This is a genomic window from Paenarthrobacter nitroguajacolicus (genome assembly GCF_029952445.1).
GTDB classification, from domain to species: domain Bacteria; phylum Actinomycetota; class Actinomycetes; order Actinomycetales; family Micrococcaceae; genus Arthrobacter; species Arthrobacter nitroguajacolicus_B.
Window position 1 is genome coordinate 41,959 of record NZ_JAQPPK010000017.1, and the last position, 11,744, is coordinate 53,702.

Sequence of the window (11,744 nt, forward strand, 5' to 3'; positions counted from 1 at the left end):
TTCCACAATGGGCTGCCGCCGTGAACCCGTGAATTGCCTCAGGCCGGGAAACATCCTCAGGCCGGGAAACATGAAAGTGCCGTCGAGCGCGCCTTTTCGAGTGCCTCCCGCAGCGGCAGGGCACGGTGCTCGTTGGAGAGCATTTCCACGCCCCATGGGCCCTGGAAGCCAAGGCCTTGGAGCGTGCGGATGAACCCCGTAACGTCTTGGTCGCCTTCGCCGCAATACCGCCGGTTGTCACGAGTGTCTTCGAAGAGTGTGCCCCTGACTGTGGCATCTGCATCATTGAGTTCCACGCCGAAGATTTGCTCTGCTGTGAGCTTTCGAGCCACGTCATCAAGCGAGGTTCCATTGCGGAAGATGTGCCAGTAGTCGATGATGAGGCCGCAATCGGGCATGTCAACGAGGCGCATGAGGTCAGCTGCGGCCGGAATGGACCGAATGAGGGTGAAGGCCACTGGCTCAAGTGCGATTTTGGTGCCTCGGCTCACGGCCTCCTTGGTGAGTTCCCGCAGGGGGCCTGCGAAGGCGTCATAGTCCTCGGCTTCTTCGCCAAATGACGTGCCAATTTTTACGAAGCCGGCACCCAGCTCTTCGGCCGCGTCCAGCAGGACCTCCCATCGGGGACGCCATTGGTGGGCCCGGGATTCATCCCACCAGTTGTTGAGCAGCTCCACTTCGACGTGGCGGAAGCCGGCGTCATCGATGAGCTTGCGTAGTCCGCCGAACCCGATCGTGTCCCGGGCCGCAAGAAGGTCGTCGTACACCAACCCCAATCCACTCCAGCCTGTGGCGGCAATGGCATCCAGGCGCTCGACGATCGGGACCGGACTCGTTTCGGGTTCCCGTAACGGCGCGGCGTCGCCTGCGCTGGTCCAGCAGGTGGCAGTGAATTCAGGAGTGCTCGGGTACGTCATCGTTCTCCTCGAGGCAGGTGCGGCAGGTGCGGCAGTGGGGTGCCAGAGGCCATGCCGGCCCGCTGGATATATCCATTGGAACGCTCCATTGACAATTGGTCAAGCTGTGATTTAGCGTTGGAGCGTTCCACAAAGCGAGGTGGATCACATCCGTTCACATCGAGGTTGTTCCCTTCTCCCCACGATGCCTTCGCAAGGCAAGCAGCACGGGCGACGGGTCTAAATAACGCGAATCAAAGGAGATTTCACGTGGCGAAGTTCAATTTGCGGAGGGGCGCACTGGCCCTGGCCGTAGTGCCGCTTCTGGCCTTGGGGGCATGCTCTGCAGGCGGCGGCAAGACCGACACCGGCACGGACAGTGGTGCCGGCGGCCAGGTAGCCGATACGGCCCGCATCAAAGTTGCGATGATCACCCACGCTGCGGCCGGAGATACCTTCTGGGATATCGTCCGCAAGGGTGCCGAAAGCGCGGCGAAGAAGGACAATGTGGAACTCCTCTACAGCGGCGACGCAGAAGGAGGCCGCCAGGCGCAGCTCGTGCAGCAGGCCATCGACCAAAAGGTGGACGGCATTGTGGTCACCCTGGCAAAGCCGGACGCGCTCAAGGACGTCGTGAAGAAAGCGGTCGACGCCGGCATTCCGGTAGTCAGCATGAACGCCGGCGAGGACCAGTCCAAGGCCCTGGGCGCCTTCACCCACTTTGGCCAGAGCGACAAACTGGCCGGTGTGACGGTGGGCAAGCGCCTTGCAGAAGAAGGCGTCAAGCACCCGATCTGTGTCATCCAGGAACAGGGCCATGTGGGCCTTGAGAACCGCTGCGCCGGAATCAAGGAAAACGTACCCGGGACCGAGATCCTCAACGTCAACGGGGCCGACATGACGTCGGTCTCGTCCACAGTTTCCGCGAAGCTGCAATCGACTCCGGACGCAGACGCGATCGTCGGACTCGGAGCGCCCTTCACGCTCACCATCGTGAAGTCCGTCAAGGAAACCGGAAAGACCATCAAAGTGGCTTCCTTCGACCTGAACGCCGACCTGGCAAAGGCCATCTCGGACGGAAGCGTCGAATTCACTGTGGACCAGCAGCCCTACCTTCAGGGATACGGCAGCGTTGATGCTATCTGGCTCAGCAAGGTTGGCGGGTTCAAGGTAGGTGGCGGCCAGCAGGTCTACACCGGTCCCGCCGTGGTGGACAAGAGCAACGCAGGAGACGTATCCGCATTCGCGCAGGCCGGTATCCGCTGACCCACACCACAAACCGTTGGGACGCCGGGCACCACGGCCCGGCGTCCCACGCCAAAGGAGTTTAGTCATCATGGCCAATGCCGTCCTTACAGCACCATCCGACGAGCGCGTCAGTACTCGGAACCCCCTCCAGAAACTGCTGGTGCGCCCCGAGATCGGCGCCCTGGTGGGTGCCGTCGTCCTCTTCGTCTTCTTCTCCGCGATTGCCCCCGTTTTCCTGCAACCCAATTCGCTGGCCACCGTCCTTTACGGTAGTTCCACCATCGGCATCATGGCCGTCGGCGTTGCCCTGCTGATGATCGGTGGCGAGTTCGACCTCTCCACTGGCGTCGCGGTCATTACGTCCGCTTTGTCCGCCTCCATGTTCAGCTGGTACTTCAGCATGAACATCTGGGTGGGAGTCCTCTTCGCCCTGGTGGTTTCCTTGGGCATCGGTTTCATCAACGGCTGGATCCTGGTCAAGACCAAGCTCCCCAGCTTCATCGTCACCCTGGCCACCTTCCTCATGCTCGCAGGCTTGAATCTGGGCCTGACCCGCCTGATCGGCGGCGCTGTTGCTACCCCTTCCATCTCGGACATTGACGGTTTCGACACCGCCCGGGCGATCTTCGCCTCCAGCGTCAAGATCGGCACCGTTGACGTCAACGTCACTGTCTTTATTTGGATCGCCCTGGTCCTGATCGCCTCCTGGGTCCTGCTCCGCACCAGGGTTGGCAACTGGATCTTCGCCGTCGGTGGCGATGCCAACGCAGCCCGCGCCGTGGGTGTGCCCGTGACCAAGACCAAGATCGGCCTGTTCATGGCCGTGGGCTTCTGCGGCTGGATCCTGGGCATGCACAACCTTTTCGCCTTCAACACCGTGCAATCCGGCGAAGGCGTCGGCAACGAGTTCCTCTACATCATCGCTGCGGTCATCGGTGGCTGCCTCCTGACCGGTGGCTACGGCTCGGCAGTTGGCGGTGCGATCGGCGCCTTCATCTTCGGCATGGCCAACAAAGGCATCGTCTACGCCCAGTGGAATCCGGACTGGTTCAAGTTCTTCCTTGGCTTGATGCTTCTTCTGGCCACCATCGTGAACCTCATCGTCAAACGCCGAGCCGAAAGCAAGTAGCCATCATGAACGCACAGCAAATCGACCAGCAGACCCTGCTGAAAGAAGAGAAGGATCCGCTGACGCACACCCCGGTGCACCTGCTTTCACTTGACAAGGTTGGCAAGCACTACGGCAACGTTATTGCCCTCCGCGATGTCACCATGGCCGTGGACAATGGCCGCGTCACGTGTGTCCTGGGCGACAACGGCGCCGGAAAGTCCACGCTGATCAAAATCATCGCCGGTCTGCACCAGCACGACGAAGGCTCCTTCAAGATCATGGGTGAGGATCGCAAGCTCGGCTCACCCCGCGAAGCCCTCGACGCCGGTATTGCCGCCGTGTACCAGGACCTCGCCGTGGTCTCCCTCATGCCGATCTGGCGGAACTTCTTCCTCGGCTCCGAACTCACCACCGGAGCAGGTCCCTTCCGCCGCCTGGATGTCCAACGCATGAAGGACATCACGCTCAAAGAACTCGCCGAGATGGGGATCGACCTCCGCGATGTGGAGCAGCCCATCGGCCAGCTCTCCGGCGGTGAGCGCCAATGTGTAGCAATCGCCCGGGCCGTGTACTTTGGCGCAAAGGTCCTCATCTTGGACGAACCGACGGCCGCGCTGGGAGTCAAGCAGTCCGGCGTCGTACTCCGCTACATCCTCCAGGCCCGCGACCGCGGCCTCGGCGTCATCTTCATCACCCACAACCCGCACCACGCCTTCCCCGTCGGAGACCGGTTCCTGCTGCTCAAGCGCGGCAAATCGATCGGCTACTACGACAAGAAGGACATCACCCTCGAAGAACTGACCGCGCAGATGGCAGGCGGCGCCGAACTGGCCGAACTCGCCCACGAACTCGAACAGCTCGGCGGCCACACCGAAGCCCTTAACGAGGTCAAAGCCGAAGTCGAGGGCGTGGCAGTAGCGGCACCCGAAAGCAGCACCAAGCGCCACTGAGCGCAGAAGTAACAGCAGACGTTTCACAACCCCTGGATGGAGCAACCATGGAAATGCTAGTAGCCGGAAACTGGCGAGGAGCCTCAGACGGCAGGCTCGAGGAAGTACGCTCGCCATTTGATGGCCGGACGATTGATACGGTCCCCGTGGCGACAGTGAAAGACGCCCAGGATGCCCTTGACCGGGCGGAAATCGGCGCCCACCTGCAGCGGACCACGCCCGCCCACGCGCGGGTGGACATCCTGCTCCGGGCGGCGGCCTTGGCCGATGAACGGGCCGAGGACATCGCCCAGACTATTAGCGCTGAAACGGGAAAGCCCATCACGGAAGCCCGCGGCGAGGCCTCTCGTTCCGGAAACATCATCCGCCTGGCAGCCTATGAAGGAAGCCAGCTCTATGGTTCCACGCTTCCCCTGGACGCCAACGCCGGAACAGGGTTGGACAAGGTCGGCTTTACTCTGCGGCAGCCTGTGGGCATCGTGGTCGCCATTACGCCGTTCAATTACCCGGCCTTGCTGGTGTTGCACAAAATTGCACCCGCGCTGGCAGCCGGTAACGCCGTCGTCCTCAAACCCGCACGTGCGACGCCGCTGACGGCGCTGAAGTTGGCGCAATGCTTCGTCGACGCCGGCCTGCCGGCAGAAGCCCTGTCCGTGCTCACCGGACCCGGCAGCTCACTGGGCGACGTCCTGGTCACGGACCCGCGCGTACGCAAGGTCTCCTTCACGGGGTCCACCGGTACCGGCACCCGGATCAGCAACATTGCCGGGGTGAAGAAGCTCTCGCTCGAACTTGGCGCTTCGTGCCCGGTGATTATCCTGCCGGACGCGGACCTGGAACTGGCTTCCACCGCAGTGGCAGCTGGTGGATTCATCAACGCCGGGCAGGTCTGCATTTCCGTCCAGCGGGTCATCGTGGACCGTCGCATCGAAGCTGACTTCCTGGATGCCCTGGTTCCCAAGGTTGAAGCAATTTCCGTGGGCAACCCCAAGGAGGAGGACACGCGGCTTGGTTCGTTGATTTCCGAGGAAGAAGCCGCCCGCGTTCATGCCTCGATCACCGAAGCCCGGCACTCCGGCGCCCGGGTCCTCACCGGAGGTGACCGGGACGGCGCCGTGGTGACACCGGCAGTCGTGTCCGGCGTGGATCCGCGATCGAACCTGAGCCGAAACGAACTGTTCGGCCCCGCCGTCGCCGTTTCCTCGGCACCTGACATGGAATCCGCCATCGCCCTCGCGAACGACAACGAGCACGGCCTTGGCGCAGGCATCTTCACCAGCGATGTGGCCAACACTGTCCAGGCAATGCGGCAAATCGACGCCGGCAACATCCACATCAACTGGACCCCGCTCTGGCGGGCGGACCTCATGCCCTACGGCGGGCTGAAGGGCAGCGGCATCGGCAAGGAAGGCGTCCGCTCCGCCGTCCAGGAGATGACCGAAGAAAAGACGATCGTCCTGCACGGACGCACCTGGTAACCCCACGACAACCGGAAAACAAGGCAATGACCACACCATCGCAGACCATCAGGCTCACCACGGCCCAAGCGGTCATCAAATACCTCTCCGCACAGTACTCGGTGGCTGACGGCGTGCGCCGCCGTCTGGTCCCCGCCGTGCTTGGCATCTTCGGCCACGGCAACGTCGCAGGCCTGGCGCAGGCACTCGATCAGCTCGCCGACGAGATGCCATTCATCCAGGGCCGCCACGAGCAGTACATGGCCCACATCTCCACCGCCTACGCCAAGGCCACGCGCCGTCAGGCAGTCCTGGCTGTGACAGCCTCGATTGGCCCGGGTGCGCTGAACCTGGTCACCGCTGCAGGCCTGGCCACGGTCAACCGCCTCCCACTGCTTCTGCTGCCCGGTGACACCTACGCAACCCGCCACCAGGGTCCGGTGCTGCAGCAGCTTGAACACCCCACCGAGGCAGACGCCACCGTGAACGACGCGTTCCGTCCGGTCTCCCGGTTCTTCGACAGGATCAACCGTCCCGAGCAGTTGCTGACCGCCCTGCCACAGGCCATGCGCGTCTTGACCAGCCCCACCGATACCGGTGCTGTGGTGATCTCGCTGCCGCAGGACGTCCAGTCGCACGCCTACGACTTCCCGGCTGAGTTCTTCGCACCCCGCGACTGGAAAGTCCGCCGGCCCTTGCCTGACCCTCAGGAAGTCACAGAGGTCGCGGAGCTGATCCGCAAGGCCGAGCGCCCGGTGCTCATCGCAGGTGGCGGCATCCACTACTCCGATGCCCACGCGGCCCTCGAGGCCCTGGCCGGTCAGACCGGCATCCCCGTGGTGGAGACCTTCGGTGGCAAGGGAGCCGTCACCAAGGACGAATGGTGGCAGGTGGGTGGCGTCGGGCTGGAAGGCAACTTCGCTTCCAACACGCTGGTCAAGCAGGCCGACCTTGTGCTGTCGGTTGGCACGCGCCTGACGGACTTCGCTACCGGTTCACAGTCAATCTTCGAGAACCCGGACGTCCGGTTCGCTTCGTTGAACATCGTGGACGCGGACACCCGCAAACAAGGCGCTACCGGCATCCTGGCCGATGCCCGTCTCGGACTGGAAGCCCTCGCCTCCGCACTGGAAGGCCATTCCACCAGCGAAGTCTGGCAGGAAAGGGTCCACGCCGAGAAAGCCAAGTGGGCGCCCATCCGGTCTCAGTGGCTTGACGCCGACACCGCCTACCGTCCAGATGACCACCCGAACGCCCCGGTCACCGGCGCCGCATTGACCCAGCCGCAGCTCATCGGCCTGATGCAGGAACACGCCCGCTCAGGCGACACCATCATTGCCGCCGCCGGTGGCCCTCCCGGGGACCTGCAGAAAGTCTGGGACGCCACTGGCAACCGCAACTGCCACCTGGAATTCGGGTTCTCCTGCATGGGCTACGAAATCGCGGCCGGCATGGGCGTACGCCTGGCCGAAGGCAACAACGACAACCGCGTGGTCACCTTCATCGGCGATGGCACCTTCCTCATGGCACCCACGGAGATCGTCACCGCAGCCCAGGAAGGACTCAACGTCACCATCGTGGTGTCCGAGAACCACGGCTACCAGGTCATCCACCGCCTGCAGATGAACCGCATGGGGCGCGAGTTCGGCAACGAATTCCGCTACCGGACCACCGGCGGGAGCGTCGCCGTCGAGGACGCCCCCAAGGCGCGGCTGGAAGGCGACTACCTCAAGGTGGACCTTCGCCAGATCGCCGAAGGCCTTGGCGCACTGGCCATCCGCGCCACCACAGCAGCCGAGGTCCGCGAAGCCCTGTCCTCCACCCGCGACACCGCCGGACCGGTGGTGATCGTGGTCCCCACGGTTCCCCACGTGGACCTGCCCGGCGGCGACGTCTGGTGGGATGTGGCGCCCGCCGAGGTTTCGGAGCAGGAATGGGTCCAAGACCTCCGGTCTGACTACGAGAACGCACGCGGACGCCAGCGGTGGTTCGGATGAGTGCGGCAACGTTCGACGCCGGCCCTCTCGACGGCGGCAGGCTCCGGCGCCGCTTGGCCTCCGGTGAGGTTACCGTGGGGACGTTCGTTGGAATGTCTTCCGCTGTTGCCGCCGAAGTCTGTGCGGCATCCGGTGCGGACTGGGTCCTGATCGACCTTGAACACGGCTCCGGCGGAGAGGACGCCGTCCGAGATGGGGTCCTGGCAGCAGGAAGCTACGGAGTTCCCACCATTGTCCGGGTGGAGAGCGGCGAACGGATCCGGATCGGCCGGGTTCTGGACCAAGGAGCGGCAGGCATCATGGTGCCGCGGCTGAATAGTGTCGGCGAAGCCTCCGCTTCCGTGCAGCACATGCTCTACCCGCCGTACGGCGATCGCGGCGTGGCAACCTACAACCGTTCCTGCCGCTGGGGCATGGACCGCGCACCACTGAGCGCTGAGCAGCAGAGTACGGTCGGGATCATCCAGATCGAGACCCTCGATGCTTTGAACAGCGTGGAGCAGATCGCAGCCGAGGACGGTGTCGATGTTCTTTTCGTCGGACCCTTGGACTTGTCCTACGCCTTGGGGGTTCCCCTGCAGCTGGACAGCAATACCTTCCAGGAGGCGCTACAAAAAGTGGTGGCGGCTGCCGAAGCACACGGCAAAGCCGCCGGCATCCTCGCAGTGGACGGGCACGGTGCAGCCAAGTACGTCCGGCAGGGCTTCCGTTTCGTGGCCATAGGTTCGGACTCCACCATCATGGCGGCGGCGTTCCGTGACGCCTTTGACACCGCCCGCAACTAACCCACGAATTTTCAACAAGAAAGGCACGAACGTGAGCCAAGAATCCCGCACTATCGGTGTCGGCCTCATCAGCGTCGGATGGATGGGAAAGCTCCACTCGCGCGCCTACCAGACCGTACCGTACGCCTACCCCGAGCTCGGGATCACCACCAAGCTGGTGATCGCCGCGGACACCGCTCCTGGCCGGGTGGACTACGCCCGCGACGTCCTTGGCTTCGCCGAAGGAACCACGGACTACCACGACGTCCTGAACCACCCGGACGTGGACGTCGTCTCCATCTGCGCTCCGAACTTCCTGCACGCTGAAATCGGCATCGCAGCCGCAAAAGCGGGAAAGCACTTCTGGATCGAAAAGCCGGTTGGACGCGGCTATGACGAAACCGCAGCTGTGCAGGAAGCCGCCCTGGAGGCCGGCGTCGTGACCTCCATCGGTTACAACTACCGCCACGCCCCGGCAGTGGAGCACGCACGGAAGCTGGTGGCCGAAGGCCGCCTGGGCCGGATCACCAATGTCCGTGCGGTGTTCTTCTCGGGCTACGCGTCCGAACCCAACGGTGCGTTGTCCTGGCGTTTCGACCGGAAACTCGCCGGAACCGGTGTCCTGGCGGATCTGTTCAGCCACGCAACGGACTTGTGCCAATATGTAGTGGGACCCATCGCCGAGGTGACCGCGCTGACCAGCACCGTCTACACCCAGCGCCCCAAGCTGGCAATGGGGTCCGGAACGCACTTCGCAGTAATCGAGAACGGTGAAATGGGAGAGGTCGAAAATGAGGACTACGCCGCCGCGCTGGTCCGCTTCGGCCCCTCTGCAGTGGGCGCAGGAGCCGTGGGCACCATCGAGTCCTCCCGCGTGGCCGTCGGACCGGAGTGCGGCTACCAGATCGAAGTCTATGGAACCGAAGGTTCACTCAAGTGGGACTTCGAACGCATGAACGAACTCAAAGTCTGCCTGGGCCGCAACAACGACGAACAGGGCTACACCACAGTCAACGCGAGCCCGCGCCACGGGGACTACTCCTACTTCCAGCCAGGCCCCGGCAACAGCATGGGCTTTGACGACCTCAAGGTCATCGAAGCAAAGAAGTTCCTGGTTGCGGTGGCCGGTGGGGCGCAGGAAAACTCGAACATCAACGACGCCGCATCGGCGGCCGCCATTGTCAGTGCCGCCGAAACGTCCTCGCTGTCCGGTCAGTGGCAGAAGATCGAGGAAATCCACGGCACCACGGCAGCACGGGCATAACCATGGCACTTACACCCGCCCGGCGGCCGACGATCATGGACGTGGCAGAACGTGCCGGCGTGTCCAAGTCGTTGGTCTCGCTCGTCCTGCGCGACTCACCGCGCGTCAGCGATGAGCGCCGCCAGCGGGTGCTTAGGGTCGTCGAGGAGCTGGGCTACGAACTGAACCTCGCAGCCCGCTCCCTGGCAACCCGGGACAGTGGAACCATCGGCGTGCTGGTCAGTGACATGCACAACCCCTGGGCCTTCGATGTTGCCGATGCTGCCCGGACCGTGCTCGAAGAGGCAGGTCATACCGTCCTCTTCAGTGCTGTGACGGCGGCGGACAGGGGAGTGGACCAGTCCATCCTCCAGGCATTCAGGGACCTTCGGGTTGCTGGATTGCTCGTGGTCGGTACCGTGCCGGACAAGGCCCCGTTCAACCGGGCAGTGTCCGGCGGAGCCGTGGTATTCGCCGGTGGGGGACCCGATTACATCGATACAGCTGACGTGGTGCGCAGTGATGACACCCAAGGCATGGCGATGGTTGTTGAGCACCTGATCGCCCAAGGCCACGAAAACATCGTGCACTTGGGCGGGCTTGGCGGCTCGGTGGGCAGGGCACGCGTGGATGGGTATTCGGCAGCCATGGAAGAGCACGGACTGTCCCGCCACATCTCCGTTGTGGACGCCGACTTCTTCCAGGAATCCGGTTACGTCGCAGCCCAAAGGGCCCTCGGCTCACCACGGTCAAAGACGCAGCGCCCCACCGCCCTGGCCTGCATCAACGATCTCGCTGCCTTCGGCGCCATGACAGCTGCGGACGAACGTGGGTTTGAGGTAGCCATCACCGGCTACGACAACATCGCCCTCGGTGCCATGCCCCGCCTCGGACTGACCACGGTGGACCCGGATAGTTCCACCATTGGGGTGACCGGGGCCAAGACCCTCCTGGAACGTATCCATGGCGAGGGCAACGGCTTCGTGCACCACCCGGTGACGCCCCACCTTGTGGTGCGCACCTCCAGCCTGCTCGGCCTCTAACTACACCTCTGCTTGCTCCGTCCCCGGCGGAGCCCCAGACCCAACATCTTCAAGGATGACGATGGCTTCTTTAATCACACCCCAAATCTTTGTCGCTCTTGGCAGCGTCGAACCGGACCTGGTCGAACCATTGCTCGCTGAGCACCAGCGGCTCATCCAGGACCCCAATGCTGACGAGCTGGCCGCCGCTGACGCTGCGATCGTCAGGGCCGCTTACCGGGTGGACCGGGAATTGCTGGACCGCATGCCGGCCCTGAAAGTGATCGCCCGAACCGGCGTAGGGACGGACCTCGTCGACGTGGCCGAAGCGAACCGGCGCGGCATCCCTGTCGTCATCACACCCGGGAGCAATACGGCTTCGGTCGCTGAAGGCGTTTTCGCACACCTGCTGGCCCTGGTCAAGAAGCTGTCCCCACTGACTTCGCTGGTTCGGGAGGGACGCTGGGACCAGCGTGCCGGCGTCGTGGTTGGCGACCTGGAAGGATTCACGCTGGGCATCATCGGGTATGGCCGTATCGGCCGCCGCGTTGCCCGCATCGCCGAAGCGTTTGACCTGAAGGTCCTGGCCTACGATCCCTACGCCGAGATCCCGGACCCAATCCGTTGCAACACGGTGGAGGAACTCCTTGCGGGCAGCGACTTCACCACCCTGCACGTACCCCTGACAGCTGAAAACCACCACCTGATGGACGCTGTGCGGATCGAGGCCATGAAGCCCGGCGCGGTCCTTATCAACTGCAGCCGGGGCGGACTGATCGACCTCGATGCGGCCCACGCGGCCTTGGAATCCGGGCAGCTGTCCGGGCTCGGCCTGGACGTGTACGATCCCGAACCGCCTGCCCACCACCGGCTCTTCGACCACGAGAACGTGGTCCTGACCCCGCACCTGATGGGCTTTACCAGGCAAGGGATGGCCCACACCGTCAGGGACGCCGCGAAGGGCGCGGTGGACGTCCTCGCCGGCCGGCAACCAGCGGCCGTGGCAGCACCATGACGTTCGACGCTAACCAGCAGCACATCGAAACAACAACCCTC

At 63.7% G+C, this 11,744-nt stretch carries 10 protein-coding genes; 9 read left to right on the forward strand and 1 reads right to left on the reverse strand.

The window, feature by feature from the left end; translation table 11 throughout:
- Positions 1-56 precede the first annotated feature (56 nt).
- The gene (locus PJL15_RS13755; RefSeq protein ID WP_281451706.1) at positions 57-917 is read right to left on the reverse strand and encodes a sugar phosphate isomerase/epimerase family protein; all 861 of its coding nucleotides are present in this window, start codon (positions 915-917) and stop codon (positions 57-59) included.
- A gap of 249 nt (positions 918-1,166) precedes the next feature.
- On the opposite strand from PJL15_RS13755, the gene PJL15_RS13760 reads away from it, so the two are divergent.
- The 9 genes from PJL15_RS13760 (at position 1,167) to PJL15_RS13800 (ending at position 11,703) form a co-directional block, all read left to right on the forward strand.
- Positions 1,167-2,162 (forward strand): substrate-binding domain-containing protein, encoded by a 996-nt coding sequence (locus PJL15_RS13760; protein WP_281451707.1) that lies wholly within the window; start codon positions 1,167-1,169, stop codon positions 2,160-2,162.
- A gap of 70 nt (positions 2,163-2,232) precedes the next feature.
- Positions 2,233-3,273, forward strand: coding sequence for an ABC transporter permease (locus tag PJL15_RS13765; protein WP_281451708.1), 1,041 nt, complete (start codon positions 2,233-2,235; stop codon positions 3,271-3,273).
- A 5-nt stretch (positions 3,274-3,278) separates the two neighbouring features.
- Positions 3,279-4,205 carry an ATP-binding cassette domain-containing protein gene (locus PJL15_RS13770; protein WP_281451709.1) on the forward strand — a complete coding sequence of 309 codons (927 nt, stop codon included), beginning with the start codon at positions 3,279-3,281 and terminating at the stop codon, positions 4,203-4,205.
- Positions 4,206-4,252: 47 nt separating this feature from the next.
- On the forward strand, positions 4,253-5,683 hold the full coding sequence (locus PJL15_RS13775; protein ID WP_281451710.1) for an aldehyde dehydrogenase family protein: 1,431 nt from the start codon (positions 4,253-4,255) through the stop codon (positions 5,681-5,683).
- A gap of 26 nt (positions 5,684-5,709) precedes the next feature.
- Positions 5,710-7,659: a 3D-(3,5/4)-trihydroxycyclohexane-1,2-dione acylhydrolase (decyclizing) gene (gene iolD, locus PJL15_RS13780; protein WP_281451711.1), complete on the forward strand. Its 1,950-nt coding sequence runs from the start codon at positions 5,710-5,712 to the stop codon at positions 7,657-7,659.
- On the forward strand, positions 7,656-8,444 hold the full coding sequence (locus tag PJL15_RS13785; RefSeq protein WP_281451712.1) for an HpcH/HpaI aldolase family protein: 789 nt from the start codon (positions 7,656-7,658) through the stop codon (positions 8,442-8,444). The genes iolD and PJL15_RS13785 overlap by 4 nt, the downstream gene beginning before the upstream one ends.
- Positions 8,445-8,475: 31 nt before the next feature.
- Positions 8,476-9,687, forward strand: a complete 1,212-nt coding sequence (locus tag PJL15_RS13790) for a Gfo/Idh/MocA family protein (protein WP_281451713.1) — start codon at positions 8,476-8,478, stop codon at positions 9,685-9,687.
- 2 nt (positions 9,688-9,689) lie between these two features.
- On the forward strand, positions 9,690-10,709 hold the full coding sequence (locus tag PJL15_RS13795; RefSeq protein ID WP_281451714.1) for a LacI family DNA-binding transcriptional regulator: 1,020 nt from the start codon (positions 9,690-9,692) through the stop codon (positions 10,707-10,709).
- Between the two features lie 61 nt (positions 10,710-10,770).
- Positions 10,771-11,703 carry an NAD(P)-dependent oxidoreductase gene (locus tag PJL15_RS13800; protein WP_281451715.1) on the forward strand — a complete coding sequence of 311 codons (933 nt, stop codon included), beginning with the start codon at positions 10,771-10,773 and terminating at the stop codon, positions 11,701-11,703.
- Positions 11,704-11,744: the final 41 nt, after the last annotated feature.

Coding starts and splice junctions, on each gene's coding strand:
- PJL15_RS13755 (WP_281451706.1), bottom strand. CDS start 917: ATGACGTACCCGAGCACTCCTGAATTCACTGCCACCTGCTGGACCAGC.
- PJL15_RS13765 (WP_281451708.1), top strand. CDS start 2,233: ATGGCCAATGCCGTCCTTACAGCACCATCCGACGAGCGCGTCAGTACT.
- PJL15_RS13770 (WP_281451709.1), top strand. CDS start 3,279: ATGAACGCACAGCAAATCGACCAGCAGACCCTGCTGAAAGAAGAGAAG.
- PJL15_RS13775 (WP_281451710.1), top strand. CDS start 4,253: ATGGAAATGCTAGTAGCCGGAAACTGGCGAGGAGCCTCAGACGGCAGG.
- iolD (WP_281451711.1), top strand. CDS start 5,710: ATGACCACACCATCGCAGACCATCAGGCTCACCACGGCCCAAGCGGTC.
- PJL15_RS13785 (WP_281451712.1), top strand. CDS start 7,656: ATGAGTGCGGCAACGTTCGACGCCGGCCCTCTCGACGGCGGCAGGCTC.
- PJL15_RS13795 (WP_281451714.1), top strand. CDS start 9,690: ATGGCACTTACACCCGCCCGGCGGCCGACGATCATGGACGTGGCAGAA.
- PJL15_RS13800 (WP_281451715.1), top strand. CDS start 10,771: ATGGCTTCTTTAATCACACCCCAAATCTTTGTCGCTCTTGGCAGCGTC.